Below are 26723 nucleotides of genomic sequence, written 5' to 3' on the forward strand. Positions count from 1 at the left end.
TGCGGCAAGCCAGCTAGCGCTATTCACCGTCCGCCTCGGCGCTCCCCAGCAGCAAGGCGGCCGCTTCGCCCGGCAAGGCTTCCACGGATTTTAATTTGCGCGCCATCTGCCGGCTGCGCACTTCCGCGCTTTCGATATTCTTCGCCGCCTTTTCCAGCGTCAGCCGGGTTTGCGACAGCACGTCGCCGAACTTGCCGAACTCGGTCTTGACGGCGCCCAGCACTTGCCACACTTCGGACGAACGCTTTTCCAGCGCCAGGGTGCGAAAACCCATCTGCAGGCTATTGAGCAAAGCCGTCAGGGTCGATGGCCCGGCGATGCTGACGCGGTGCACGCGCTGCAATTCGTCGGCCAATCCCGGCCGGCGCAGCACTTCCGCATACAAGCCTTCCGTGGGCAGGAAGAGGATGGCAAAGTCGGTGGTCTGTGGCGGCGCCAGGTATTTCTCGGCGATGGTTTTCGCTTCGCCGCGCACGGCACGTTCGAGCTCGCGTCCGGCCAGGGCCACGCCGTCGGCATCGGCCCGCTCGGCCGCGTCGACCAAGCGCTCGTACTGCTCCTTGGGGAATTTCGCGTCGATAGGCATCCACACGGGCGGACCGCCATCTACCATGCCCGGCAACTTCAGGGCAAATTCCACACGCGCGCCGCTACCGGGCAGCGTTTCCACGTTCTTGGCGTACTGGTCGACAGTAAGTACCTGCTCAAGCAGCATTTCCAGCTGCACTTCACCCCACGTTCCGCGCGTCTTGACGTTGGTGAGTACCCGCTTCAAGTCGCCCACGCCCAGCGCCAGCTGCTGCATTTCACCGAGGCCCTGGTGGACTTTTTCCAGCCGCTCCGACACTTGCTGGAACGAGGCCGAAAGGCGCGTCTCCAGCGTCGCATGGAGTTTTTCATCGACCGTCTTGCGCATCTCTTCCAGACGCGCACCATTGTCAGCCTGCAAGTCACGGATCTTGCTTTCCAGCGTGGCGCGCACTTCCAGCATGCGCTGCGCATTCGACTCCGTGAGCTGGGCCAGGGTTTGATTCGTGCTGTCGGCGAAGCGCGCCAGGCTTTGCGCCTGCTCTTCGCGCCCGACTTTCCCCTGCGCCTGCATCTGCGTGCGCAGGCTGTCGAGCTGTTGCAGGGTTGCCGCCTGGAATTGCGCCAGGCCAGCGGCCAGGTCTTGCCGCGTCGCCTGCGCCGACGCCTGCAGTTGCAGCCGCACTTCGCGCTCAACGCGGTCGATGCGCTCCAGGCTTTGCTGCTGGTGTTGCTGCACCAGCGCCAGCGTAGTGGCGCCATCGCCGCCAGCGCCGCGCGGACGCAGCAGCAGCAAGATCAACAACACGATGACGACGGCGGCGCTGCCCAGCAGGCTGTAAAACTCGATAGGGCTCATGGGTGTCAGTCCGGCTTGTTGCGCATCCAGTCGGCTGTCTGATAGAACGATTCCATCAGGCGCACGCGCAAGGACTCTTCGATGCCCGTGTCTTCCATGGCCCAGGCCATGGCGCGCAGCCACTGGTCGCGCTCGCTGGTGCCGATGGCGTAGGGCAAGTGACGCGCACGCAGGCGCGGGTGGCCGAATTTCTCGATATACAAATCCGGGCCGCCCATCCAGCCCGTGAGGAAGAAATACAACTTGTCACGCGAGCCGTCCGTGGAAGGCGGATGCATCACGCGGATGCCGGCGAACTCGGGTTCAAGTTCCATCAGATCATAAAAACGGTCGACCATGTCGCGCAGCACGGGGGCGCCGCCGATGGTCTCGTACAGAGTGGGGGCAGTGGTATCAGTCATGTCCGCCATGATAGCGCAAGCGCCGCTTCCCCACGCGCAGTGCGCTGACAATGCTACACGAGTGCCAGCTTGCGCAGGCGCCGCGTCGACGGCCAGTGGTCCACGCCCACTTCGGCGCGCACCGCCGCGCAGGCCGCCAGCAGCCGGGCGATGCCCGCCTCGTCGAGTCCTGCATTGAGGGTCAGCCGCACGAGGGCGCGATTCTTTGCCGTTGCCGGTGCACAAAACATGGCGCCGTAAATGCCATGCCGCTCGAGCGCCTGGCGCAGCGCCAGGGTGGCCGGTTCGCCGCCCGCTTCCAGCGCCACGATCTGCTCGCTGCCGTCGCTGACGTTGTAGCCGAGTGCGCTCAAGCCCTCGCGCACCTGCACCGTGTGACGCCGCAAAATGGCGCGGCGCGCATCGGCGGCCATGATGAAATCGAGCGCCGCGTCCAGCCATGCCAACTCGTGGGCCAGCAGGCAAGAGCTGAAGATGGCGGGACGCGATTCGGACAAAAAATATCCCTTGAAGCGGCTCGAACAACTGATGAAACCGGCGCGCCCCGCAAAGGCCTTGGCCAGTGACGCCGTGCAGAAATGCACGCGATGACCCAGGTCCCAGGCTTGCACCAGGCCTGCGCCTTGCGGGCCATGCGTGCCCAGCGAGTGAGACTCGTCAACCACCACCACGCAATCGCTGCGCTCGGCGATGTCGAGCAGTTCCAGCAGCGGCGCCAGGCTGCCGTTAGTACTGTACAAGGCATCGACGACGATCACGCCGCGGCCATGTTTTTCCACTTGCCGCCGCAGGTGCGCCATGTCGTTGTGCAAGAAGGCGACGGCGCGGGCCTGCGCCGACAGCACGCCTTCCCACAGAGAAGCGTGGGCCTGCATGTCCAGGTAGACGGGGATGCCGGGGCCAGCGATACACTGCAGCAAGCCAATATTGGCCGCCATGCCGGACTGCGCCAGGATGCCGTCTTCGCAGCCCATGAAGCGGGCCAGACGGCTTTCCAGCCGGTGCTGCTTACTGCCTTCCTGCAAGTACACGGCCGACATCAGCATGCCGCCCGCGTGCGCGTGCAGGCAAGCCACCTGGGCCGCCACCAGCGCCGGCTCGGCGGCGATGGAAAGATAGTCATTACCGGCCAGAAAAATGGCATGCGCTGGTATCGCTTGCCATGCATGCGGATGCTGGCCGCCCAGTAGTTTTTCAATGCGCCCGATGTGATGCGCATCCATGCGCCGCCCGATGTAGTCGGGCAGGCAGTGTTCGGCGCGGGCGAAGGATGGGGCGTGCACGCTAGTGGCGAGGGTCATGGGCTTTCTCCTGGGGACGGTTTGCTGCAAAACTCAAGCCTTCACCGTGTCGCCACCCCCCCCATTGACGTATATCAATGTCGGGCAAAATAAGCGTACAAGCCAAAAGAATTGCGCGATGATAATGTTCTGACAAGGATCAAGGCAGCGTCATGACGCAACAATGGCAAACAGGATGGACACACTGGCGCAGGCGCCTGCTCCATGCGCTGCTCCATGAACGCCTGCCGCACGAAAACCTGGCTTGCCGCGTCGCCATGCTGGCCGCCGTGGGCACGCTGGCGATGCCGCTGTACTACCTGCTATGGCAATTTTTTTTCCCGCAATCCTATGAAAACCTGACCCTGCGCCTGACGGGCATGGCCATCTGCGTGGCAGGCCTGTTTGCGCGCCGCTTCTCGGTGCGCTGGCTGTCGCGCTACCTGCTGTTCGCGCTCAGCTACATCCTGCCCTTCTTCTTCACCTTTATGTTTTTGATGAACCATGCCTCGTACATCTGGAGCCAATCGCTGCTGATCGGCCTGGTGGTGCTGTTTCATTTCGAAACGGGACTGGCCTGCCGCGCCTACCTGATCGGCACGGGCGCCGCCTGCCTGGCCGTTATCTTGCAAGGGGAAGGCGCCTACCTGCTGCAGCGTGAAGTGCTGCAGCAATTGCCCTTGCACTGGTTCACCATCACCGCCCTGTGCGTGGTGAAAGTGGGCCGCAAGGTGCTGGAACGGGAACGGCTGGCGGGCATGGCGGCCGGGCTCGGTTCCGTGGCGCACGAGTTGCGCACGCCGCTGACCAGCGTGGAAGCGAATGTGCGGGGCATGCGCCGGCTGCTACCGCAGCTCGCTGGCCAGGCGGACGACATGGCGCCGCTGCAAGATGCCATGTCGCGTATCCAGTTCGAAGTGCGCCACATGCAGCACATGATCGATTTGTTCCTGATGAGCGCCAGTGCCGTGAACCGCAACTTGCAACCTCGCCAGTCGCTCTCGATGCTGGCGATGGTGGACACCGTGCTCAAGCGCTACCCATTTACCGGCAAGCTGCAGCGTGCCAGCGTCACGCTGGACGTGCGCGCCGACTTCCAGTTTGCGGGACAGGACGAGCTGTGCGTGGTGATCTTGCTGAACCTGCTGAGAAATGCGCTGAAGGCCATCCAGCGGGCCGGCAAGGGCCGCGTGCGCATCATCATCGACGGCGCCCGCCCTGTGCCCAGGCTGCTGTTCATCGACACCGGCTGCGGCATCGCGAAGAACCGCCTGCCGCTGATCTTCGAGCGATTTTATTCCTATCCCGTGCATAACGGCATCGGCATCGGCCTCGCCCTGTGCCGGCAGATCGTCAGCGCCTGGCAGGCGCGCATTGGCTGCGTGTCGCGCGAGCATGCGTATGCAATTTTCATCCTGGAATTTCCCCAGCCCGTGCCTGCCCGCTTCCAGCCCTCTTCTGTCGCACCCTCTTCTCCCGCAAGGTGACGCATGCTACTGCCCGTCTACACCCATCCGACCCTGACCGTCTTGATCGACGACAGCGATTCCTTCCTGAAAAGCCTGGCATTCCAGCTCGATCCTGGCCTGGCGCGCAAGACTTTCCACGACACCAGCAGCGCGCTGGACTGGCTGCGCCACAGCACGCAATTGGGCGAGACGCCACTGCACGTCAATTTCGACACGCAAAACCTGCCGCCCGACCAGTGCAACGTGGCGCTCGATCTCGATAGCATCTGGCGCATCAGCGGCCAGGCGCAGCGCTTCGCCGTGCCCTCGGTGCTGGTGATCGATTACTCGATGCCGCAGATGAATGGCCTGGAATTTTGCCAGGCCGTGCACGACCTGCCTTGCAAGAAGATCTTATTTACGGGGGCGGCCGATGAAAAAGTGGCCGTGACAGCCTTCAACCGGGGCTTGATCGACCGCTACATCAAGAAGAGCGACGACGATGCGCTCGATATCCTGGAACAGGAAGTGCATGCGCTGCAGCGCGCGTTTTTCCTGCAGCAATCGGACACCGTGCGCGACTTGCTATTGCTACACGACTATGCTTTCCTGCAAGACGAAGCCATCGCCGCCGTCGTGGACGCGCTATGCCAGCGCCATGGCTTCGTCGAGTTTTACATCTTCCCCAATCCCAGCGGCATCCTGTTCTTTACGCGCGATGGCCACGCCAGGCTGATGATCATCGAGACCGAGCGCAGCCTGCACACGCAGTACGAAATGGCGCGCGACAGCGACGCACCGGCGTCCTTGCTGCTGGCCCTGCTGGAAATGCGCGTGATCCCTTACTTTTCGGACGCCGACAGCGACGGCATGTATGCGGCGCACATCGGTGAAAACTGGTTCCGCTACTGCGCCGCGCCCACCATCTGCCTGGGCCGCGTGAGGTATTTCTGGGCCCTGTTCGACGTGCCGCCGCACCAGTTGCGGCAGCCGGTCGTGTCTTTCGCGCAATTTTTACGCGCACAGGCGGGCGACAGCGTGAGCGCCTAGCTTTCCCGCAGCGTTTGCAGCGGCGGATGTTTCAAGACATTGCGCAAGCCCAGCCAGCCGCCGGCGATGGCGCACAGGGCGCCGGCCAGCAAGCCGAAAACCCACACGCCCGGGGCAAAGCTCCAGGCGAACTTGAACTGGTAGGTGGCCAGGGCCCAGCCCATGGTCGCTGCGCCCGTAGCCGCCAGCAAGCCGGCCAGCGCGCCCACCAGCGAAAACTCGATCAGCTGCGCCTGCGCCAGTTGACGCCGCGTGGCCCCCAGCGCGCGCAGCAACCCCGCTTCACGCGTGCGCTCGTCTTGCGAACCCATCAGCGCTGCATACAGCACCAGCAAGCCCGAGGCCAGGGTGAAGGCGAACAGGAACTCGACCGCCGTCACCACTTGGTCGAGCACGCCCTGGATCTGTTTCAGCACGCCGCCCACGTCGACCAGCGTCAGGTTCGGGTAGGCGCGCAGCAAGGCATTGCCGAGGTCCGCCTGCGCGGACGCGGACGCGGGCACGGACGCGGGCGCGGTAGGCAAGTGGAAGGCCGTGATCCACGTCTGCGGCGTGTCCGCCATGGCGGCCGGGTTGATGATGACAAAGAAATTGACGCGCATCGAGCCCCATTCCAGCTTGCGCAAGCTGGTGATCGTCGCCTCCACCGGCTGGCCGGCGATATCGAAGCGCAGCTTGTCGCCAAGCTTGAGCTTGAGCGTCTTGGCGATGCCCTCTTCCACCGACGCCTCAGCCGGCGCGCCAGGCGCATTGCTGAACCACTTGCCGGCCACGAGCTTGTTTTCTTCCTGCATGGTGGCCATCGTCGAGAGATTAAATTCGCGCTCGGCCAAGCCCTTGGCACGGTCATCCTGGTAAGTTTCTTGCGTGATGGCGTTGCCATTCACGGCCACCAGGCGCCCGCGTATCATCGGATATAACGGTGCATTGCTCACCCCGGCCTGGACCAGCCGCGCGGCGATCGGGTCTTTTTGTTCGGGCAAGATATTGATCATGAAACGGTTCGGCGCATCGGGTGGCGTGGCGTTGCGCCAGGCCAGCATCAAGTCGCCGCGCACCACCGTCAGCAGCAGCAAGGCCATCAGGCCCAGCGCCAAGGACACCACTTGGATGACGGTGGCACCGGGACGGCGCTGCAAGGACGTGACGGCGAAGCGCCAGCCCTGATGGTTGAAAGCGCCGCGCAGCGATTTCAGCGCTTTGAGGCCCAGCCAGCCGGCCAGGCCGAACAGGGCAAAGCCGCCCAGGAAGCCGGCCGCCGTCAACAGTGCCAGTTTCACGTCGCCCGCCTGCCACAAGAGTAGCAAGACGAAGGCGGCAATACCGAGGCCGTAGGTGGCCAGGGCCAGCGCCTGAGGCGGCTCTTGCTCGCGGCGGATCACCCTGTTATGCGGCACATTGCGCAACTGTAAAATCGGCGGCAGCGCAAAGCCCAGCAGCAATAACATGCCGGTGGCCACGCCCTGCAGGGCCGGTAGCAGGGAGACGGGCGGCAAATCGCTCTGTACCAGTTTGCCCAGCAACTCCAGCAGCACCAAATGGCCGCCGAAGCCGACGGCCACGCCCACCGCGCTGCCGGCCAGGCCGACGAGCAAAAATTCGATCACATACATGGCTGTAACCTGGTTCTGCGTCAAGCCCAGGCAGCGCAGCATGGCGCAGGCATCGAGGTGGCGCAGCATGAAGCGGCGCGCCGCCATCGCCACGGCGACAGCCGCCAGCATGGCCGATAACAGGCCGACCAGGGACAGGAAGCGGTCGGCGCGGTCGAGGGTCGATTGCATCTGCGGGCTGCCCGATTCGAGCGACTCGATGCGCACGCCCTTGATGGCCTGCGTCTTGATCTGGCCTTCCAGCCACACCTGATATTGCGCCAGCTCGGCCGCCTTGGCTGGCGGCGCCGACAGCAGCAGGCGGTACGACACGCGCGAGCCGTTCTGCACCAGTGCCGTAGCGGCAAGATCGCTCAAGGACAACATCACGCGCGGGGCAAAGTTCAAGAACGAAGCGCCCCGGTCCGGCTCGCTGGCGATCAGTTGCGTGACGGTAAATGCCTTGTCGCCCAAGGTCAAGGTGTCGCCCAACTTGGCGTTCAGGCCGGACAGCATCGCCGCGTCGACCCACAGGGTGCCGGGCGCCGGCACCAGGCTGGTCGGCCGGCCCACGGCATCGTGCGCTTCACTGCTGCTGGTGGTGATTTTCAGCTTGCCGCGCTGCGGGTAGCCGGGCGAGACGGCCTTGATGGAGGCCAGCTGCGAGGTCGACTGCTCGCCCTCGCCTGCCTGCGCCATGCTGGGGAAGGTCACCGTATCGGCCAAAGCAAAACCGCGCTTGAGCGCTTCGGCGCGCCAGGCCGCATTGACGGGCTGGTCGGCGCTGATGACCAGATCGCCCCCCAGCAACTGATGCGCGTCGCGGTTCAGGCCGGCGCGCAAACGGTCGACAAAGAAGCCCACGGCCGAGAGAGCAGCCACGGCCACGATCAGGGCGACGAGCAAGAAACGCAGTTGCCCGGCGCGCCAGTCGCGGCCGGTCATTTTCAGGGAGAGGCGGAGCATGGGCGGCGGGTCTTTATGCAAAGTATCGGTTATTGCGCTGCGCCGTGGGCGGCGGCATGCCGTGCAAAATACGCATCGACTGTCGCGAGGAAAGCGTCTTTTTGCGCCTGCGGCAGGAAGGCGGCGATGAAACCGTTGCGCGCCAGGCGCTGCGCGTGCGACAGGCCGAGTGGCAAGGCGTCGAAAATGGCGTCGAAATTGTCATTCATATAGCCGCCGAAATACGCAGGATCGTCCGAGTTCACCGTCACCAGCAAGCCAGCGTCGAGCAATTGCACCAGGTTATGCTCATGCATCTGGTCAAACACGCGCAGCTTGGTGTTCGACAATGGGCAGACGGTGAGCGCGATTTGTTCGCGCGCCAGGCGGGCCGTCAGTTCCGCGTCTTCCAGGCAGCGCACGCCATGGTCGATGCGCTCGACTTTTAAGTCGTCGAGTGCCGTGCGGATGTAGGCTGGCGGACCTTCCTCCCCCGCGTGGGCAACCAAGTGCAAGCCCAGTTCGCGGCAACGGGCAAACACGCGCGAGAATTTCTCGGGCGGGTTGCCCACTTCCGAGGAGTCGAGGCCGATGCCGATGAATTTGTCGCGGTGCGGCAAGGCCTCTGCCAGGGTGACGAATGCTTCTTCCTCGCTCAGGTGGCGCAGGAAGCACAGGATCAGGGCCGCGCTGACGGGGCTGTCCTGGCAGGCACGGTAAATGCCATTGACCACATCGGCCATCGGCACGCCGCGCGCCGTGTGCGTTTGCGGGTCGAAGAAAATTTCCGTGTGCAACACGTTATCGGCTTCTGCGCGGCGCAGGTAGGCTTGCGTCATGTCATAGAAATCCTGCTCTTTCAAGAGCACGCTTGCGCCAGCGTAATAAATGTCGAGAAATGACTGCAAATCCGTAAAAGCATAGGCGCTGCGCAAGTGCTCTACCGATTCATAGCCGAGTGGCACGCCATTGCGCTCGGCCAGTGCGAAAATCAGTTCTGGCTCCAGCGAGCCTTCGATATGGATATGCAGTTCGGCCTTCGGCATGCCGCGCACGAGCGCACGCAATTGGGGGTTCATCATGGGTGTTCCTTGTAAGGTGGCGATAAAAGTGCTGGCTCGCGCACGCGCACACGCGTTGGGCGGAGCCATCAGACATGCGAGCATCTTAGCGCAAGATGGCCGGCCGCACCGACGCCCGGCCAACATGACGGCGCTGACAGCAGCGTCATGGCCGGCACCGGCACGCACTGGAAAATTGTCGTATGATGATCTTGGAGGAATAAAAAATCGCATTCAAAACGATGCGAAGTCTAGCAATTTTCTCAATTAAATCAATAATTTACAAACAAGTATTACGAAATTACTGACATATCTTTTGACTTCCTGATCCTTTAGAGCAATAATTAATTTCATCGCTTACAGGTAGGTGCAAGCAGCGCTATCAAGAGTAAAAAAAAGCCGGCTGGCCACGTCAGCGCAAGGCAGCAAGCGCCAGTTTTTTGGTCCGGGCAATCCGGACTCGCAAAGACAGCCGGGCTTGAAACAAGAATAAAAATCGGCACGCGGTATAGCAAAATTTCAGGCGGCAAGCCCAGGCGAATGCCAGGCGGGTGGCCATGGTGACTGGCAGTTCAGGTTTACATTAAAGGACATTGACATGACCATTTTTGATAACTATGCAGCACGCTACGAGCGTACCCGCGAAGAGGAAATGTCGCTCACCGAATACCTGGCCCTGTGCAAGAAGGACAAGCTGACGTATGCCAGCGCGCCCGAACGCATGCTGGCCGCCATCGGCGAGCCGCAACTGGTCGACACGCGCAACGACACGCGCTTGTCGCGCATCTTCGCCAACAAGGTCATCAAGATCTATCCCGCCTTCCGCGAGTTCTACGGCACCGAGGAAGTCATCGAGCAAGTCGTCGCGTATTTCCGCCATGCGGCGCAAGGCCTGGAAGAACGCAAACAGATCCTGTATCTGCTGGGGCCGGTCGGCGGCGGCAAGTCGTCCATCGCGGAAAAACTCAAGTCGCTGATGGAGCACGTGCCCTTCTATTGCCTGAAAGGTTCGCCCGTCAACGAATCACCGCTGGGCCTGTTCAACGAGGAAGAGGACGGCACCATCCTGGAAGAGGATTACGGCATCGCGCGCCGCTACCTGCGCAACATCCCCAGTCCGTGGGCCGTCAAGCGCCTGCATGAATACAATGGTGATATCAACCAGTTTCGCGTCGTCAAGCGCTACCCTTCCGTACTGAAACAGATCGCCATCTCGAAAACGGAGCCTGGCGACGAAAACAACCAGGATATTTCCTCGCTGGTGGGCAAGGTCGATATCCGCAAACTGGAAGACTACGCCCAGGACGACCCGGACGCCTACAGTTACTCGGGCGGCCTATGCCTGGCCAACCAGGGCCTGATGGAATTTGTGGAAATGTTCAAGGCTCCCATCAAGGTACTGCATCCGCTGCTGACGGCCACGCAGGAAGGCAATTACAAGGGCACCGAGGGTTTCGGCGCGATTCCATTTGACGGCATCATCCTGGCCCACTCGAACGAGTCGGAATGGAAAGCGTTTAAAAACAACCGCAACAACGAGGCGTTTCTTGACCGTATCTATATAGTCAAGGTGCCGTACTGCCTGCGCGTGACCGATGAAATCAAGATCTACGACAAACTGGTGGCCAATTCCTCGCTCGTCAAGGCACCGTGTGCACCCGGCACCTTGCGCATGATGGCGCAGTTCGCCATCCTGTCGCGCCTGAAAGATCCGGAAAACTCCAGCATTTTTTCGAAGATGCTCGTCTACGATGGCGAAAATCTCAAGGATACGGATCCGAAAGCCAAGTCCATGCATGAATACGTCGACTATGCGGGCGTAGACGAAGGCATGAACGGCCTGTCGACGCGCTTTGCGTTCAAGATCCTGTCGAAAGTGTTCAACTTTGACAATTCCGAAGTGGCCGCCAATCCCGTGCACTTATTATATGTACTGGAACAGCAAGTCGAGCGCGAGCAGTTCGCGCCGGAACTCGAACAGCGCTACTTCTCGTATATTAAAGAGCACCTGGCGCAACGCTACGTGGAATTCATCGGCAAGGAGATCCAGACGGCTTACCTGGAAAGCTATTCGGAATACGGCCAAAACATTTTCGACCGTTACGTGACGTTTGCCGATTTCTGGATACAGGATCAGGAATACCGCGATCCGGACACCGGCGAGAGCTTCGACCGCGAATCGCTGAACAATGAACTCGAGAAGATCGAAAAGCCGGCCGGCATTTCCAATCCGAAGGACTTCCGCAATGAAATCGTCAATTTCGGGCTGCGCGCGCGGGCCTCGAACGGCGGCAAGAATCCGGCCTGGACCAGTTATGAAAAATTCCGCACCGTAATCGAAAAGAAAATGTTCTCGAATACGGAGGAATTGCTGCCGGTGATTTCCTTCAATGCCAAGGCCAGCGCCGACGATGCCAACAAGCACGCCGACTTCGTGGCCCGCATGGTGGAAAAAGGCTACACGGCCAAACAGGTACGCCTGTTATGCGAATGGTACTTGCGCGTACGCAAGTCATCGTAGCGCGGACAGCGGAGGCGCGCTCCCGCCCGGTGACTGGCGGGACGCGCAAGACGAGAGGCAAGGAGGCACGCTTTGACATACCTCATCGACAGGCGCTTGCAAAGCAAGAATAAATCCGCCGTCAACCGCGAGCGTTTCCTGCGGCGTTACAAGGGCCAGATCAAGGATGCCGTGGGACGCGCCATCAAGGGGCGCTCGATCACGGACGTCGAGAATGGCGAGAAGGTCAGCATCCCCGTCAAGGACGTGGGCGAACCATCGTTTGGCCACGCGCATGGCGGCGTATGGGAAGTGGTCAATCCTGGCAACAAGGAATACCTGAAGGGCGACCAGATCACCCGGCCCAAAGGCGGCGGTGGCGGTGGTCGCGGCAAGGCGGGCAATAGCGAAGAGAAGACGGAAGACGACTTCATCTTTGAATTGTCGCGCGAAGAATTCATGAATTACTTCTTCGAAGACTTGGAATTGCCGCATATGGTGAAAACCCAGCTGACGGCCACCACGGAATTCAAAAACCAGCGCGCCGGCTACAATATGTCGGGTACGCCATCGAATATCCATGTGCTGCGTTCCCTGCGCGGCGCGCTGGGCCGGCGCATCGCCGTCGGCGGCGGCGCCCGCAAGCAGTTGGCGCAGGCCGAGGAAGACCTGGCCACCCTGCTGCTCGACGGCGCCGCCGAGGACGACCCGCTGGTGGTGGAACTGCGCCGCGTGATCCACCACCTGCACACGCGCTTGCTGGCGATCCCCTTCATCGACCCGTTCGACTTGCGCTACAGCAACCGCGTCAAGGTGCCCAAACCGATGACGCAAGCCGTCATGTTTTGCATCATGGATGTCTCGGGCTCCATGGACGAGTCGCGCAAGGACACGGCCAAGCGCTTCTTCATCCTCTTATATCTGTTTCTCAAGCGCGCCTACGACAAGATCGAGGTCGTCTTCATCCGCCACCATACGGCGGCGGCGGAAGTGGACGAGCATGAATTCTTCAATTCGCGCGAGTCGGGTGGCACCGTGGTGTCTTCCGCCCTGCATTTGCTCAATACCATCATCGACGAGCGCTATGGCGCGGGCCAATGGAATAGCTACGTGGCACAGGCGTCCGACGGCGACAACTGGGACAACGATTCCGTGCTGTGCCGCCAGTTGCTGATCAATACCATCATGCCCAAGGTGCAGTACTACACTTATGTCGAAATTACCGACGGTCCGCAGCAAAACCTGTGGGAGCAATATGCGGGCGTGCTCGAGCATCACGCCCATTTCGCCATGCAAAAGATCGTCACGCCGGCCGATATCTACCCGGTCTTCCGCGAACTGTTCAAGAAACAGGTGAAATGATGAGTGCAGCCTTTGATCGCGCCAGCAACACCCCGGGCGAACCGCAGATGCGCCTGCGCCACCCGAACGCCCTGCCTGAACAATCGGAATGGACGTTCGAACTGATCGAGCAAATCCACGAGGAAATCCGCCGCGTGGCCAAGCAGTTTGGCCTGGACACCTATCCGAACCAGCTGGAAATCATCACGGCCGAGCAAATGATGGACGCCTATACCTCGGTCGGCATGCCCGTCTCCTACAACCACTGGTCGTTCGGCAAGCATTTTCTTTCCACCGAGAAAAGCTACAAGCGCGGCCAGATGGGCCTGGCCTACGAGATCGTCATCAATTCGAACCCGTGCATCGCCTATTTAATGGAGGAAAACAGCCTGACCATGCAATCGCTGGTGATCGCGCATGCGGCGTATGGCCACAACTCCTTCTTTAAAGGCAACTATCTGTTCCGTGCCTGGACCGATGCGGACGCCATCATCGACTATATGGTGTTTGCCAAGAATTACATCGCCGAATGCGAGCAGCGCCATGGCGTCGATGCGGTGGAATTGCTGCTCGACTCGTGCCACGCTATCCAGAACTATGGCGTGGACCGCTACAAGCGCCCGGCGAAACTGTCGATGGCAAAGGAATATGCGCGCCAGAAAGAGCGTGAAGCCTATGTGCAGTCGCAGATCAACCAGCTGTGGCGCACCCTGCCCCGGCGCGAGGAGGACGAGGACGACGAAGACCAGCGCAAGGCTGCCGCCCGCTTTCCACCCGAACCCGAGGAAAACCTGCTGTACTTTATAGAGAAGTACGCGCCGCTGCTGGAGCCATGGCAGCGCGAGATGGTGCGCATCGTGCGCAAGATTTCCCAGTATTTCTATCCGCAGCGGCAAACCCAGGTGATGAACGAGGGCTGGGCCACCTTCTGGCACTACACGATCTTGAATCAGTTATATGACGAAGGCGTGGTGGGCGACGGCTTCATGATGGAGTTTTTGAAAAGCCATACCAACGTGGTCTACCAGCCGCCCATCGACAGCCCGTATTACAGCGGCATCAACCCGTATGCGCTGGGTTTTGCCATGATGAGCGACATTCGCCGCATCTGCGAGCATCCGACCGACGAAGACCGCGCCTGGTTCCCCGACATTGCCGGCAGCGACTGGCGCAAGAGCCTGGACTTTGCCATGCGTAATTTCAAGGATGAAAGTTTCATCGCCCAGTATTTGTCGCCGCGGCTGATCCGCGAATTCCATTTCTTTGCCGTCCTCGACGATGACAAGAATGAAAAACTGGCCGTTTCCGCCATCCATAACGATGCCGGCTACCGCTACGTGCGCCAGCAGCTGGCCGAGCAATACAACCTTGGCAACCGCGAGCCCAATATCCAGGTCTGGAGCGTCAATACACGCGACGACCGCGCCTTGACCCTGCGCCACACGCAATTCCAGCGCCGCCCGCTGAACCAGCAGGCCGCTGAAGTACTCAAGCACGTGGCGCGGCTGTGGGGCTTCGATGTCCACCTCGATACGGTCGATCCACAGGGCGCCGTCATGGGCACCCTGAATTGCCGGCGCGAGAAGCGCAACCGACGCGACGATGGACCGGCTCGGCCATAAATGATCCTATTGACAAGCATTTTAGCAAGCACATAAGATTATCCTATGCCTGCATAGGAATTGCGTATGGCCTGGCGACGTCGAAACGGTCGCCAGAGCGTCTTTTTTGACCTCGGTAAAGTTACTTTCGCACCCGATTGGTGCGCAGGCAAGAGGAAGTGGTCTGGTTCCACAGAAAAATAATTCCTAAAAGAAATATTCCCCTCCAAATTTAGCGGTTTCGATATTGAATAACGCGAAATATAATTTCGCGATATTGCCACATCGAAGAACTTAGCAATGGTCACCCAAAACACCCCTGGAAAACAAATAGGACCGCCTTTTTTTATGTCCGAAAGCGTGCAAAGATGACATAAGCAAGTACGTTTCCGGGGCGCAAAAGCGGCAAAAATTTAACCGGTTTTAGGCGTTAAAAATCTGTGTAAAATAAAGAATTCGTATGTATAATTCGGCGACGTCCCGGATACGGCTGGAGCTTTGTGTCGTCATTTTGGGGTTCAGTTGCAAGACAAGAGATGGTATTTGGAGAAAGCAGGCATGAATTTTTCGAACGAGAAAAGTCCCAAGAACTACACAGGCATCACTGTCGTTGTCCTGCTGCACGTTCTCGCGGCTTACGGGATAGCGACGGGCTTGGGCAAGCGCTTGGTGACCAAAATGATGGAACCGGTTGAAACCAAGATTATCGAGGAAGTCAAACCGCCTCCACCGAAGGATCTTCCACCGCCACCACCGCCGCCCGAAATGAAAGCGCCACCGCCGCCATTCATTCCGCCGGTCGAGGTGAACGTGCAGCAGCCGCCACCACAGCAGAACGTGATTGCAAACGCGACTGCCGTGAAGCCGGCCACGAATGTATTGACGCCGCCATCACCGCCTGCACAGCCTGCGCCAACTCCTGGACCAGCCAAATCGGTGCGTACGCCGGCCGTGGTTGACTTCAGCGTCTGCGAAAAACCGGCTTATCCAAAGTCGTCGCAGCGCAATGAGGAAACCGGTGTCGTGACACTGTCGTTCCTGATCGGTGTAGACGGCAAGGTCGCTGATTCGAAGATCGTGAAGTCCAGCGGCTTCAGAGACTTGGACAAAGCCGCAGTGCAAGGTATCAGCCGCTGTACATTCAAGCCGGCAACAGTTGACGGCAAGCCGGAACAAGGCTGGCAGCAAATGCAATACGTTTGGTCGCTGGATTAAAACCCGAGACAGTTATCCCCTGTTTCACACTATGATTTCGTTGTCATTACGTTCAGCGATCTGTTATTTTTAATTTTGGAGGAAGCATGTTTAAGAATACCCGTTTGTCCGCATTTTTTGCCGCGGTTCTGTTGTCCGTTACCGCTACTACCGCACTGGTAGCAGCTCCGGCATTCGCTGACGCGCCGGCATCGGCTGCCGCTTCGGCTCCTGCGGCAGACGCTGCAGCAGCACCAGCACCAGTTGCCGCAGATGCAGCCGCTCCAGCAGCTGATGCAGCCGCTCCAGCGAAAACCGAAGAAGTGCACAACCCGTTCGGCCTGTCCGCAGTCTGGGACGGCGGCTTCGTGCCACGCGCCACCTTGATCATCCTGTCCATCATGTCGATCGGCAGCTGGTACATCATCATCACCAAGCTGCTCGATCAAATGAAGATCTTCAAGCAAGCTAAAGAAGCCGCTTCCAAATTCTGGAAAGCACCTTCGATCGCTGCTGGTTCGGCTACGTTGACCGAAGGCTCGCCATTCCGCTTCATCGCTGAATCGGGCACCAAGGCAACCGCACACCATGACGGCGCCCTGCTGGAACAAATCGATCTGTCGACCTGGGTGACGATGTCGATCCAGCGCGCTTCGGACAAAGTCCAATCGCGTCTGCAAGATGGCCTGTCGTTCCTGGCAACCGTTGGTTCGACCGCACCGTTTATCGGTCTGTTCGGTACCGTTTGGGGTATTTACGGCGCGCTGACCGCTATCGGCATGACCGGTAACGCATCGATCGACAAAGTGGCAGGTCCAGTTGGTGAAGCACTGATCATGACCGCTTTCGGTCTGCTGGTCGCTGTTCCTGCCGTTCTGGGTTACAACTGGCTGGTTCGTCGTAACAAATCCGCAATGGAAGACATCCGCTCGTTCAGCGCCGACGTTCACTCGGTTCTGGTTTCCGGCGTCATGTCGACCAGCGAAGCTGGCCGTGCCGCCGGCGCTAAAAAGATCGGATAAGAATCATGTCGATGTCCGTCGGCTCCGACAACGGAGATGAAGATCAAGTAATGTCAGAAATCAACACGACGCCGCTCGTCGACATCATGTTGGTTTTGCTGATCATTTTCTTGATTACGAGTCCGGTTGTCCTCAAGCTGCAGAAAATCGATCTGCCGATTGAGACCAATCAAGCCCTGCAAACCAAGCCAGAGAACGTTAACATCGTTGTTAACAAGGATGGCGAGATCTACCTGGGCCAGACCAGACTGAAAGACACGAACGAATTGTTCGACTATCTTAAAGTTGAAGCAGTGAAAGTACCGCAGCCGGAAGTACACGTTCGTGGCGACCAAGAAACACGCTACGAATCGATCGGCCGGGTTATTTACACGACCCAACGTGCCGGGATCCAGAAGGTCGGCTTCATCACCGAACCACCTGACAAGGGCTGATAGCGGCCGGCAGCGGCGTCCCGGCAACATCGGGGTGCCGCTGCCGGAAGCTGACCGGGCGGCAGTTTCGCCCGGTGCTTCGTTGGACTTCTTAAAGGAAACACTATGAGTATGAATGTCGGTTCTGGAAGCGCAGCAGGCGCGGATCCGGAACCAATGATGGAACTGAACATGACGCCCCTCATCGACGTGATGCTGGTGCTGATTATCATGTTGATCATCACGATTCCTAAGCAAAACCACTCGGTGAACTTGAACATGCCGGTCGGCACCCCGCCGCCACCGACAACCGAACCAGTGGTCGTCACGATCGATGTCGATTTTGACGGTACGGTCTTGTGGGATAACCAGGTCGTTCCTGACCGCGCTACGCTGGAATCCAAGCTGAGCAACGTTGCTGCGCAAGCAGACCAGCCGGAAGTGCATCTGCGTCCGAACAAGCTGGTGGAATACAAAGTCGTCGCCGGTGTGATGGCGTCGGCGCAGCGTCTGGGCGTGACCAAAATCGGTCTGGTCGGCAACGAGCAATTCCAGTAAGCTGCAGCAATCAGGTTCTCTTTACATCCGAATAGGCAGGCCTTCCTGCCTATTCGCTTTTTACTGAAAGACTTTCTCATGTCCAAGTTTCGTCTCGCTCATCTCGGCCTCGTCATGGCCGCTATCGGTTTTACCGCAGCAACTCCCGTAATCGGCTTGGGCTCGCTGGCATACGCCGCGGACACCGTGCGTGCCGAAGTGGGCAAGCCATTGCAAGAAGCGCAAAAACTCGCTAGCAGCGGCAAAAACAAGGAAGCGCTGGCCAAGCTGCGCGAAGCTGACAGCGTCGGCGGCAAGACCGCCTTTGAAAGCTACCAGATCGAGCGCGTGCGCGCCTCGGCCGCTGCTGCTGCCGGCGATAATGGCACCGCCATCAAGGCTTTCGAAGCCGTCATCAATTCCGGTCGCCTGAGCGCCGCCGAAGCGCCCAAATTCACGCAAGCACTGGCCGGCATGTACTACCGCGCCAAGGACTGGCCCAACACCATCACCTGGATCAAGCGCTCGCTGAAAGACCGCGACGATGCGCAGATGCGCGAACTGCTGATCCAGACCTACTACGTGAGCGGCAACTACGCAGAAGCGGCCAAGGAACTGCAAGCACGCGGCGGCAACTCGGAAGCGAACCTGCAAATGCTGGCCAACATCCAGTTGAAGCAAAACGACAAGGCTGGCTATGTTGCCACCCTGGAAAAACTGGCCGGCAGCTATCCAAAGACCAGCTACTGGGCTGACCTGCTGAACCGCGTCTCGGGCAAGCCTGGCTTCTCGCAGCGCCTGGGCCTCGATGTCCAGCGTCTGCGCCTGGCCAACGGCCTGTTCTCCAAGCCGTCCGAATACATGGAAATCAGCCAGTTGGCCTTGCAGGCAGGCAATCCTGGCGAAGCGTTGAGCATCATTGAGCAGGGCTACAAAAAAGGCGTGCTGGGCACCGGCACCGATGCCGCCCGTCACCAGCGCCTGAAAGACCTGGCCCTGAAAACCCAGGCCGACCTGAAAGCCAGCGCCGCCAAGTCGGAAGCGGAATACGTCAAGAACAAGGACGCCGACAGCTTGAGCAAGCTGGGCTTTGCCCTGGTCTACGATGGCCAAGCAGAAAAGGGCTTGGGCCTGATGAATGACGCCGTAAAAATGGGTAGCGCCAAGTACGCCGAAGAAGCCAAGCTGCATCTGGGCATCGCCTACATCCACGCCGGCAAGAAGTCCAATGCAACGACGGCACTCAAAGCCGTCAAGGGCACGGATGGCGCAGCTGACCTGGCCCGCTACTGGACCTTGATGAACAAGTAAATCACATCGAACCCAAGCCAATGCGCGTCGCACTTTGCAGTCTGTGATGCTCACCGGCTCGCTGCGCTTGGCTTCGACGTTGAGAGTGCATTGAATCAATACCAAAGCGTTGCCAGTACACTTGCTGGCAACGCTTTTTAGCATTTCAGCAGGGAAATTACCGCTGTGCCGCCACTGCCGGGTGTGCATCCCTGAAACAGTCCGTATAATCGCTCTTTTGGCACAGTTTTCATCAGATTCCTATGAAGGTATTCCGCGGACTTCCCAATGCCGAGGCGCGAGCGCCTTGCGCTCTGACCATCGGCAATTTTGACGGTGTCCACATCGGCCATCAAGCCTTGCTGGCCCGCGTGCGCGGCGCGGCGACCGAACTCGGCATTGAAGCGGCCGTGATGACGTTCGAACCGCACCCGCGCGAATTCTTTGCGCAGCGCGCGGGCGACCTGTCGAAGGCGCCGCAGCGCATCGCCAACCTGCGCGACAAGCTGCAATCGCTGGACGACGCCAACATCGACCGAGTCGTCGTCGAGCACTTCAGCGCGCAATTCGCCGCCTTGACGCCGCAGCAATTCACGGAACAAGTCCTGGTCGACGGCTTGCACGTGAAATGGCTGATGGTTGGCGACGATTTCTGCTATGGCGCCCGGCGTGCGGGCAATGTCGCCATGCTGCAGCAAGCGGGCCGCGAATATGGTTTTCATGTGGAAACTTTGCCAACGGTCATGAATGGCAGCACACGCATCTCATCGTCTGCCGTGCGCCTGGCCCTGGCCGCCGGCGATTTCCCTCTCGCCACGCAGTTGCTCGGTCACCCGTACGCCATTTCCGGCCATGTGATCCACGGCCAGAAACTGGGCCGCACCCTGGGCTTCCCCACCTTGAACCTGCGCGTGGCGCACCGCCCCGCCCTGTCCGGCATCTTCATCGTGCAAGTCCATGGCCTGGCGCCACAGCCACTGCCCGCCGTGGCCAGCCTGGGCGTGCGCCCTACCGTTGACGACAGCGGCCGCGTCTTGCTGGAAGTACATCTATTTGATTTCGCCCAGTCCTGCTACGGCAAGCTGGTACGCGTGGAGTTTTTGCAAAAGCTGCGCGACGAAGAAAAGTATAACGACCTGCCCACCCTGACCGCCGCCATCGAGCGCGATTCAAACCAGGCGCGCGCTTATTTTGCGCAGCACCGCAGCGCCATTACCGCTACCGACCGAATTTGACGCCGGCCAACTCCGCCGCCTGGCGGCATTTGCCACCGCAAACCCGCTGCAAAAATAGACTCCACACCATTAAAGAAGATTATGTCCGATCAAAACAAGCCAGCCACGCCCAAGCAGAACAAGAAGCCTGAAAGCAAATACCCGGTTAACATGACGGAAACGCCGTTCCCGATGCGCGGCGACATGGCCAAGCGCGAGCCGCAATGGGTACAGCAATGGCAAGACAAGAAAATTTACGAACGCGTGCGCAAGGCTGCCGCCGGCCGTCCGAAATTCATCCTGCATGACGGCCCGCCGTATGCGAATGGCGATATCCACCTGGGCCACGCCGTCAACAAGATCCTGAAGGACATGGTCATCAAGTCGCGTTCGCTGGCCGGCTTCGACGCACCCTATGTGCCGGGCTGGGATTGCCACGGCATGCCGATCGAGATCCAGATCGAGAAACTCCATGGCAAGAACCTGCCGACAGCCGACGTGCTGGAAAAGGCCCGCGCCTACGCGAATGTGCAGGTGGAGCGCCAGAAAAAGGACTTCATCCGCCTGGGCGTGCTGGGCGAGTGGGACAATCCTTACCTGACCATGGCGCATGGCAATGAGGCGGACGAACTGCGCGCGCTGGGCAAGCTGCTGGAAAAAGGCTACGTTTACCGCGGCCTGAAGCCTGTCAACTGGTGCTTCGACTGCCAGTCGGCGCTGGCCGAGGCGGAAGTGGAATACGCGGAAAAACGCGATCCCGCCATCGATGTCGGCTTCAAGTTCGCCGAACCGGAAAAACTGGCGAGCGCTTTCGGCTTGCCTTCCTTGCCGACGAATAACGGTTTCATCGTCATCTGGACCACCACGCCGTGGACCATCCCGTCGAACCAGGCGCTGAACGTGCACCCGGAAGTCACCTACGCGCTGGTAATGGCCGAGCGCGATGGCCAGCCATTGCTGCTGATCCTGGCACAAGACTTGGTCGAGTCCAGCCTGGCGCGCTTCAAGCTCGATGGCACGACGATCGCCACCTGCGACGGCGCGGCCCTGGCCGGCATCAGCTTCCGCCATCCGCTGCATGCGACCGACGCTTTCTATGACCGTTTGTCGCCGCTCTACCTGGCCGAATACGTGACCACGGAAAGCGGCACGGGCGTGGTGCACTCGGCGCCAGCGTACGGCCTGGACGACTTCATCTCGTGCAAGGCGCACGGCATGAAGGACGACGACATCATCAAGCCCGTCATGGGTGATGGCAAGTTCGCCTCGACCCTGCCCCTGTTCTGCGGCATGAGCATCTGGGAAGCGTCGAAGCCGATCTGCAACGCCCTGCGCGAAGCGGGCGCGCTGTTCGAAGTGAAGATGTTCGACCACAGCTATATGCATTGCTGGCGCCATAAGACGCCGATCATCTACCGCGCCACCTCGCAGTGGTTCGCCGGCATGGACGTGACGCCGAAAGACGGCGGCGCAACCCTGCGCGAGACGGCCTTGAAAGGCATCGCCGACACCGAGTTCTTCCCGGACTGGGGCCAGGCGCGCCTGCACGGCATGATCGCCAACCGTCCTGACTGGACCCTCTCGCGCCAGCGCCAGTGGGGCGTGCCGATGGCCTTTATCGTGCACAAGGAAACGGGCGACTTACATCCGCGCACGCCGGACTTGCTGGAACAAGTGGCCAAGCTGATCGAAAAGAGCGGCATCGAAGCATGGCAGGCGCTGGACTTGCAAGACCTGATCGGCGACGAAGCGGCCATCTACGCCAAGAACAAAGATACCCTGGACGTATGGTTCGATTCCGGCGCCACGCACCAGACGGTGCTGGGCGGCCCGCAAGCGCACGGCTCGCATTCAACGCAGCTGCAATTCCCGGCCGATCTGTACCTGGAAGGCTCGGACCAGCATCGCGGCTGGTTCCACTCGTCCCTGCTGGTGTCGTCCATGCTGAACGGCCGTCCGCCGTATAAAGCCCTGCTGACGCACGGTTTCACGGTCGATGGCGAAGGCAAGAAGATGTCCAAGTCGCTGGGAAATACCCTGGCACCGCAAAAAATCTCGGACACCCTGGGCGCCGACATCCTGCGCCTGTGGATCGCCTCGACCGACTACACGGGCGAGCTGTCGATCTCCGACGAAATCCTCAAGCGCGTGACAGAAGCGTACCGCCGTATCCGCAACACCCTGCGCTTCCTGCTGGCCAACACCTCGGACTTCAATCCGGCCACGGATGCCGTGCCGGTGGCGCAGATGTTCGAGATCGACCGCTATGCGCTGGCCAACATGGCCTCGCTGCAAACGCAGATCGAGAACAATTACGCGCGCTACGAGTTCCAGCCGGTGGTGTCGAAGCTGCAGACGTACTGCTCGGAAGACCTCGGTGGCTTCTATCTGGACATCCTGAAGGACCGTCTGTACACCTCCGGCTTGAGCTCGCAAGCGCGCCGTTCCGCGCAAACGGCACTGTGGCACATCACGCAAAGCCTGCTGCGCCTGATGGCGCCGGCCCTGTCGTTCACGGCCGAAGAAGCATGGGTCGTCTTTGCCGGCAGCGAAGCCTACGCCGCCAGCGATGAAACCATCTTCACGCAAACCTGGTGGCAGTTGCCGGAAGTATCGGATGCGGCCGACCTGCTGGAGAAATACACGGCCCTGCGCGCCGTGCGCACGGACGTCACAAAACAGCTGGAAGACTTGCGCACCTCGGGCGCCATCGGCTCCTCGCTGCAGGCGGAACTGACGATCAAGGCTGCGCCGATGAAGTACAAGCTGTTGACGACCCTGGGCGACGACTTGAAATTCGTCTTCATCACCTCCCAGGCTAGCGTTGTCGAAGTGCCTGAGGAGGCGGCCGAAGAGGTGGTCGTGGCCGCGTCCACGGCGCCGAAGTGCGAGCGCTGCTGGCACTACCGCAGCGACGTGGGCACGGATGCCGCGCATGCCACCCTGTGCGGCCGCTGCGTCAGCAACCTGTTTGGCAAGGGCGAAGTTCGCCGCTTCGCCTAACAACGGCGCGCGACTGGAATACAGACCCAGTGCGCCGCTTCCCACCGCCGCTGCCCGCAAGAGTAGCGGCGGCTTTATCTTCCCTGGAAAAATATGGCCACTAAAAACCGTTTTTCATCGAAATCGTCCTCCTCATCCTCGCTCGTGCCCTGGCTGGGCATTGCCGCCGTTGTCATTCTGTTCGACCAGATCACCAAGATCACGATCCTGAAGACGTTCCACTATGCGCAGGAAATGGTCATCACTTCGTATTTCAACCTGGTGCTCGCGTTTAACAAAGGTGCGGCGTTCAGTTTCCTGTCCGACCAGGGCGGCTGGCAACGCTATTTCTTCACCGGCATCGCCCTCGCGGCGGCCATCTACATCATTTACTTACTGAAAAAGCACGCCGGCCAGCGCATGTTTTGCTGGGCTCTGGCGCTGATCCTTGGCGGCGCGCTGGGCAACGCCATCGACCGCCTGATTTACGGCCATGTAGTCGACTTCCTCGACTTCCACTGGAAAAGCTGGGGCCACTTCCCCGCCTTCAATATTGCCGACAGCGCCATCTGCATCGGCGCGGCCCTGTTCATCATCGATGAACTGCGCCGGGTAAACAAATAAACCAGCAGGAGAACGGCATGGAATTGTCCGGCAAAAAAATTGTCCTGGGACTTACCGGCGGCGTCGCCTGCTACAAGGCGGCAGAACTGTGCCGCGCCCTGAACAAGGCTGGCGCCTCGGTGCAAGTGGTGATGACCGATGCGGCCAGCCATTTCATCACGGCCGTGACGATGCAGGCGCTCTCGGGCCATCCCGTACACACCAGCCAGTGGGATGCGCGCATCGCCAACAACATGGCGCATATCGATTTGACGCGCCATGCGGACGCCATCCTGATCGCACCGTGTTCGGCCGATTTTCTGCGCAAACTGGCGCACGGCGTGTGCGACGACCTGCTGTCGACGCTGTGCCTGGCCCGCCCGGCGCACCTGCCTTTGCTAGTAGCGCCGGCCATGAACGTGGAAATGTGGCAGAACCCCGCCACGCAGCGCAATGTGCAACAGCTGCGCGATGATGGCATCAAGCTGTTCGGCCCCGCCGCCGGGGAACAGGCGTGCGGTGAAGTGGGCCTGGGCCGCATGCTGGAACCGGAACAGCTGCTGACGGAGCTGATCGCCGCCTTCCAGCCGAAAGTCTTGGCAGGCAAGCGCGTGCTGGTCACGGCCGGCCCCACCTTCGAAGCCATCGACCCCGTGCGCGGCATTACCAATCTGTCCTCGGGCAAGATGGGCTATGCGGTGGCGCGCGCGGCGCGCGAAGCGGGCGCCGAAGTGCTGCTCATTTCAGGTCCGACTGCCCTCGACGCGCCCTTCGGCGTGCGCCGCATCGATGTGCAAAGCGCGCAGCAAATGCATGATGCGGTACTGGCCCACGTCGACGGCCAGCATGTCTTTGTCGCCGTGGCCGCCGTGGCCGACTGGCGCGTGACCAACGCCAGCGAGCAGAAGATGAAAAAGCAGGCCGACGGCTCCGTGCCCGAACTGCAGTTCACGCAAAATCCCGACATCCTGGCCACCGTAGCGGCACGCACCAACCTGGCCGGCTATCCGTATTGCGTGGGCTTTGCCGCCGAATCGGAAAACCTGGTGGAATTTGGTTCGATCAAGCGCGAAAAAAAGGGCATTCCTTTGCTGGTCGGCAATATCGGCCAGAACACCTTCGGTCAGGATGACAACACCATCATCCTGTTCGATGAAGAAGGCCATACCGTGCTGCCGCGCGCCTCGAAACTGAACCTGGCGCGCCAGCTGATTTCGGAAATCTCAAAGCGACTCGCCAACAATTCGCTGCTCAAATAAACCTTTTTTATACGACTTAGCTTAGTTAATCAGATTAATGAAAAATATCGACATCAAGATCCTCGACGCCCGCATGAAAGAACTGCTGCCAGCCTACGCCACGCCCGGCAGCGCAGGCCTGGACTTGCGCGCCTGCATAGACGAGGCCATCACCATCGAAGCTGGCCAGACGGTACTCATTGCGACCGGCCTGGCCATCCATATCGGCGACCCGTCGTATGCAGCCATGATTTTGCCGCGCAGCGGCATGGGCCACAAGAACGGCATCGTATTGGGCAATCTGGTAGGCTTGATCGACTCCGATTACCAGGGCCAGCTGATGGTATCGACCTGGAACCGGGGCCAGAGTGCTTTCACGCTCAATCCCATGGAACGCCTGGCGCAACTGATTATCGTACCGGTACTGCAAGTGGGCTTTAACGTCGTCGAGGAATTCGGCGACAGCGAACGCGGTGTTGGCGGTTTCGGCAGCACCGGCAAACATTAAGGACTAGTTTATGCCAGGTTTCCGCCATCTGATTTCGACTTCGCTGCGCCGCCTGGCCACTCCCCTCGTGTTGGCTGGCGCGGCCATTCTGGCCGGCTGCACCGCGCCGGCGACGAATGTCAGCGGCCCGTTCAATGTCGTCGCGGCGCCCGACGCACCGGCCCTGACGGCGGAGAAAAAGGCGGAGCAGGAAGAACTGGTGAAGATGGTGGCGCAGCAGGATCGCCTGTCGAAAGTGTCGGCGCCCCTGCTGATCAACAATGCGGACCTGTGCAAGACGCATGCACGCAAGCTGCTGGGCTTCACGGCCCAGAACAAATACTCGTACCCGGGCGTCTATGCCGACGCGGCCCAGGCAGCCCTCGGCTACGGCGAGCAGATGCAAGTGTCGGGCGTGCTGCCAGGCAGCGGCGCCGCGCGCGCCGGCTTGCGCAAGGGCGACGCCTTGCTCGCTGCCGAAGGCAAGCCGCTACCCGCCGGCCCCAAGGCGGAAGCTCCGTTCGGCGCCATCGTTGGCCCATTGGTCTCGAAAAGCGCCAGCCTGAACATGACCATCGCCCGCGACGGCCAGCAGCAGGATCTGAAGATTCCCGTCACGCGTGCCTGCGCCTTCCGCGTTACCCTGGGCAATGCAGACAATATCAACGCCTATTCGGATGGCGCGAGCATCATGCTCACGCGCGGCATGGTCAATGCAGCGCAAAACGACGAAGGTATCGCCTTCGTGATCGCGCGCGAAATGGCGCATAACATCCTCGATCATGCGCGCAGCCAGCGCACGGCCGGTACGGCCAGCAGCATCATCGACAGCCTCGGCGCCGTACAGCCCGACGTGTCGATGCTGACGGGCGGCGCCGGCATCAAGGCCATGCCGCAGGAACTCGATGCGCAAGCCGACACCATCGCCATCTACCTGCTGGCGCGCGCCGGCTACAATATCGACAACGCCGCCCTCTTCTGGCAGCGCCTGGCCACGCAAGTACCGGCCACGCTGGCCAACGGCTACACGGCGCTGCATCCTGGCACCAACGCGCGCATGGCGGCCATCAACCGCGCCGTGACGGAGGTGCGCGCCAAGCAGGCGGCAAAGAAGCCGCTCAAGCCTTAGGCCTGATG

Annotated in this window: 21 protein-coding genes; 16 read left to right on the plus strand and 5 right to left on the minus strand. The window is 60.4% G+C overall.

What is annotated here, in order from left to right; all coding sequences use genetic code 11:
* Positions 1 to 19: 19 nt before the first annotated feature.
* Genes rmuC through cqsA form a run of 3 tightly spaced genes read right to left on the minus strand, consistent with a single transcriptional unit; the run spans position 20 to position 3089 of the window.
* Positions 20 to 1387, minus strand: coding sequence for a DNA recombination protein RmuC (rmuC, locus tag H4V96_RS16655; RefSeq protein ID WP_196854739.1), 1368 nt, complete (start codon positions 1385 to 1387; stop codon positions 20 to 22).
* Positions 1388 to 1392: 5 nt separating this feature from the next.
* Positions 1393 to 1797 carry a group II truncated hemoglobin gene (locus H4V96_RS16660; RefSeq protein WP_196854738.1) on the minus strand — a complete coding sequence of 135 codons (405 nt, stop codon included), beginning with the start codon at positions 1795 to 1797 and terminating at the stop codon, positions 1393 to 1395.
* A gap of 44 nt (positions 1798 to 1841) precedes the next feature.
* On the minus strand, positions 1842 to 3089 hold the full coding sequence (gene cqsA / locus H4V96_RS16665; protein ID WP_280721060.1) for an alpha-hydroxyketone-type quorum-sensing autoinducer synthase: 1248 nt from the start codon (positions 3087 to 3089) through the stop codon (positions 1842 to 1844).
* A 152-nt stretch (positions 3090 to 3241) separates the two neighbouring features.
* Here cqsA and H4V96_RS16670 point away from each other — a divergent pair, with 152 nt between their 5' ends.
* Both H4V96_RS16670 and H4V96_RS16675 read left to right on the plus strand, forming a co-directional pair.
* Entirely contained in the window at positions 3242 to 4555 is a 1314-nt protein-coding gene (locus tag H4V96_RS16670) for a HAMP domain-containing sensor histidine kinase (RefSeq protein ID WP_196854736.1), read from the plus strand.
* Between the two features lie 3 nt (positions 4556 to 4558).
* On the plus strand, positions 4559 to 5566 hold the full coding sequence (locus H4V96_RS16675; RefSeq protein WP_010400844.1) for a response regulator: 1008 nt from the start codon (positions 4559 to 4561) through the stop codon (positions 5564 to 5566).
* Here H4V96_RS16675 and H4V96_RS16680 read toward each other — a convergent pair.
* Together H4V96_RS16680 and H4V96_RS16685 are read right to left on the minus strand one after the other, a co-directional pair.
* On the minus strand, positions 5563 to 8124 hold the full coding sequence (locus H4V96_RS16680; protein WP_196854735.1) for an FtsX-like permease family protein: 2562 nt from the start codon (positions 8122 to 8124) through the stop codon (positions 5563 to 5565). The genes H4V96_RS16675 and H4V96_RS16680 overlap by 4 nt on opposite strands.
* A gap of 29 nt (positions 8125 to 8153) precedes the next feature.
* Positions 8154 to 9185 carry an adenosine deaminase gene (locus H4V96_RS16685; RefSeq protein WP_196854734.1) on the minus strand — a complete coding sequence of 344 codons (1032 nt, stop codon included), beginning with the start codon at positions 9183 to 9185 and terminating at the stop codon, positions 8154 to 8156.
* Positions 9186 to 9762: 577 nt separating this feature from the next.
* Between H4V96_RS16685 and H4V96_RS16690 the strand changes: the two genes are divergently transcribed.
* From H4V96_RS16690 to H4V96_RS16755, 14 genes are all read left to right on the plus strand, one after another.
* Positions 9763 to 11685 carry a PrkA family serine protein kinase gene (locus H4V96_RS16690; protein WP_070346404.1) on the plus strand — a complete coding sequence of 641 codons (1923 nt, stop codon included), beginning with the start codon at positions 9763 to 9765 and terminating at the stop codon, positions 11683 to 11685.
* A 72-nt stretch (positions 11686 to 11757) separates the two neighbouring features.
* Positions 11758 to 13026, plus strand: coding sequence for a YeaH/YhbH family protein (locus tag H4V96_RS16695; RefSeq protein ID WP_196854733.1), 1269 nt, complete (start codon positions 11758 to 11760; stop codon positions 13024 to 13026).
* A gap of 47 nt (positions 13027 to 13073) precedes the next feature.
* Positions 13074 to 14627 carry a SpoVR family protein gene (locus H4V96_RS16700; protein WP_050855961.1) on the plus strand — a complete coding sequence of 518 codons (1554 nt, stop codon included), beginning with the start codon at positions 13074 to 13076 and terminating at the stop codon, positions 14625 to 14627.
* 537 nt (positions 14628 to 15164) lie between these two features.
* Positions 15165 to 15821 carry an energy transducer TonB gene (locus H4V96_RS16705; RefSeq protein ID WP_010400854.1) on the plus strand — a complete coding sequence of 219 codons (657 nt, stop codon included), beginning with the start codon at positions 15165 to 15167 and terminating at the stop codon, positions 15819 to 15821.
* An 86-nt stretch (positions 15822 to 15907) separates the two neighbouring features.
* Positions 15908 to 16822, plus strand: coding sequence for a MotA/TolQ/ExbB proton channel family protein (locus tag H4V96_RS16710; protein WP_082260986.1), 915 nt, complete (start codon positions 15908 to 15910; stop codon positions 16820 to 16822).
* A 5-nt stretch (positions 16823 to 16827) separates the two neighbouring features.
* On the plus strand, positions 16828 to 17256 hold the full coding sequence (locus H4V96_RS16715) for a biopolymer transporter ExbD (RefSeq protein ID WP_010400857.1): 429 nt from the start codon (positions 16828 to 16830) through the stop codon (positions 17254 to 17256).
* A gap of 105 nt (positions 17257 to 17361) precedes the next feature.
* Positions 17362 to 17793, plus strand: coding sequence for a biopolymer transporter ExbD (locus H4V96_RS16720; protein WP_196854732.1), 432 nt, complete (start codon positions 17362 to 17364; stop codon positions 17791 to 17793).
* Between the two features lie 78 nt (positions 17794 to 17871).
* The gene (locus H4V96_RS16725) at positions 17872 to 19083 is read left to right on the plus strand and encodes a hypothetical protein (RefSeq protein ID WP_010400862.1); all 1212 of its coding nucleotides are present in this window, start codon (positions 17872 to 17874) and stop codon (positions 19081 to 19083) included.
* 242 nt (positions 19084 to 19325) lie between these two features.
* Entirely contained in the window at positions 19326 to 20297 is a 972-nt protein-coding gene (locus H4V96_RS16730) for a bifunctional riboflavin kinase/FAD synthetase (protein WP_196854731.1), read from the plus strand.
* Positions 20298 to 20378: 81 nt separating this feature from the next.
* Positions 20379 to 23279, plus strand: a complete 2901-nt coding sequence (gene ileS, locus H4V96_RS16735; protein ID WP_280721061.1) for an isoleucine--tRNA ligase — start codon at positions 20379 to 20381, stop codon at positions 23277 to 23279.
* Positions 23280 to 23372: 93 nt separating this feature from the next.
* Complete coding sequence (lspA, locus tag H4V96_RS16740; protein ID WP_010400868.1) at positions 23373 to 23882, plus strand: signal peptidase II; 510 nt, start codon at positions 23373 to 23375, stop codon at positions 23880 to 23882.
* A gap of 17 nt (positions 23883 to 23899) precedes the next feature.
* On the plus strand, positions 23900 to 25120 hold the full coding sequence (gene coaBC, locus H4V96_RS16745; RefSeq protein ID WP_196854729.1) for a bifunctional phosphopantothenoylcysteine decarboxylase/phosphopantothenate--cysteine ligase CoaBC: 1221 nt from the start codon (positions 23900 to 23902) through the stop codon (positions 25118 to 25120).
* A gap of 37 nt (positions 25121 to 25157) precedes the next feature.
* Positions 25158 to 25607 (plus strand): dUTP diphosphatase, encoded by a 450-nt coding sequence (dut, locus tag H4V96_RS16750; protein ID WP_010400870.1) that lies wholly within the window; start codon positions 25158 to 25160, stop codon positions 25605 to 25607.
* 10 nt (positions 25608 to 25617) lie between these two features.
* Positions 25618 to 26715, plus strand: a complete 1098-nt coding sequence (locus H4V96_RS16755; protein WP_196854728.1) for a M48 family metallopeptidase — start codon at positions 25618 to 25620, stop codon at positions 26713 to 26715.
* Positions 26716 to 26723: the final 8 nt, after the last annotated feature.

The organism is Janthinobacterium sp. CG_23.4 (genome assembly GCF_029892305.1).
Taxonomy (GTDB): Bacteria; Pseudomonadota; Gammaproteobacteria; order Burkholderiales; family Burkholderiaceae_D; genus Janthinobacterium; species Janthinobacterium lividum_D.

What these genes read in the sequence shown, in the direction of transcription:
- rmuC (WP_196854739.1), bottom strand. Translation starts at nt 1,387, where the DNA reads ATGAGCCCTATCGAGTTTTACAGCCTGCTGGGCAGCGCCGCCGTCGTC.
- H4V96_RS16660 (WP_196854738.1), bottom strand. Translation starts at nt 1,797, where the DNA reads ATGGCGGACATGACTGATACCACTGCCCCCACTCTGTACGAGACCATC.
- cqsA (WP_280721060.1), bottom strand. Translation starts at nt 3,089, where the DNA reads ATGACCCTCGCCACTAGCGTGCACGCCCCATCCTTCGCCCGCGCCGAA.
- H4V96_RS16670 (WP_196854736.1), top strand. Translation starts at nt 3,242, where the DNA reads ATGACGCAACAATGGCAAACAGGATGGACACACTGGCGCAGGCGCCTG.
- H4V96_RS16675 (WP_010400844.1), top strand. Translation starts at nt 4,559, where the DNA reads ATGCTACTGCCCGTCTACACCCATCCGACCCTGACCGTCTTGATCGAC.
- H4V96_RS16680 (WP_196854735.1), bottom strand. Translation starts at nt 8,124, where the DNA reads ATGCTCCGCCTCTCCCTGAAAATGACCGGCCGCGACTGGCGCGCCGGG.
- H4V96_RS16685 (WP_196854734.1), bottom strand. Translation starts at nt 9,185, where the DNA reads ATGATGAACCCCCAATTGCGTGCGCTCGTGCGCGGCATGCCGAAGGCC.
- H4V96_RS16690 (WP_070346404.1), top strand. Translation starts at nt 9,763, where the DNA reads ATGACCATTTTTGATAACTATGCAGCACGCTACGAGCGTACCCGCGAA.
- H4V96_RS16700 (WP_050855961.1), top strand. Translation starts at nt 13,074, where the DNA reads ATGCGCCTGCGCCACCCGAACGCCCTGCCTGAACAATCGGAATGGACG.
- H4V96_RS16705 (WP_010400854.1), top strand. Translation starts at nt 15,165, where the DNA reads ATGAATTTTTCGAACGAGAAAAGTCCCAAGAACTACACAGGCATCACT.
- H4V96_RS16710 (WP_082260986.1), top strand. Translation starts at nt 15,908, where the DNA reads ATGTTTAAGAATACCCGTTTGTCCGCATTTTTTGCCGCGGTTCTGTTG.
- H4V96_RS16715 (WP_010400857.1), top strand. Translation starts at nt 16,828, where the DNA reads ATGTCGATGTCCGTCGGCTCCGACAACGGAGATGAAGATCAAGTAATG.
- H4V96_RS16720 (WP_196854732.1), top strand. Translation starts at nt 17,362, where the DNA reads ATGAGTATGAATGTCGGTTCTGGAAGCGCAGCAGGCGCGGATCCGGAA.
- H4V96_RS16725 (WP_010400862.1), top strand. Translation starts at nt 17,872, where the DNA reads ATGTCCAAGTTTCGTCTCGCTCATCTCGGCCTCGTCATGGCCGCTATC.
- H4V96_RS16730 (WP_196854731.1), top strand. Translation starts at nt 19,326, where the DNA reads ATGAAGGTATTCCGCGGACTTCCCAATGCCGAGGCGCGAGCGCCTTGC.
- ileS (WP_280721061.1), top strand. Translation starts at nt 20,379, where the DNA reads ATGTCCGATCAAAACAAGCCAGCCACGCCCAAGCAGAACAAGAAGCCT.
- lspA (WP_010400868.1), top strand. Translation starts at nt 23,373, where the DNA reads ATGGCCACTAAAAACCGTTTTTCATCGAAATCGTCCTCCTCATCCTCG.
- coaBC (WP_196854729.1), top strand. Translation starts at nt 23,900, where the DNA reads ATGGAATTGTCCGGCAAAAAAATTGTCCTGGGACTTACCGGCGGCGTC.
- dut (WP_010400870.1), top strand. Translation starts at nt 25,158, where the DNA reads ATGAAAAATATCGACATCAAGATCCTCGACGCCCGCATGAAAGAACTG.
- H4V96_RS16755 (WP_196854728.1), top strand. Translation starts at nt 25,618, where the DNA reads ATGCCAGGTTTCCGCCATCTGATTTCGACTTCGCTGCGCCGCCTGGCC.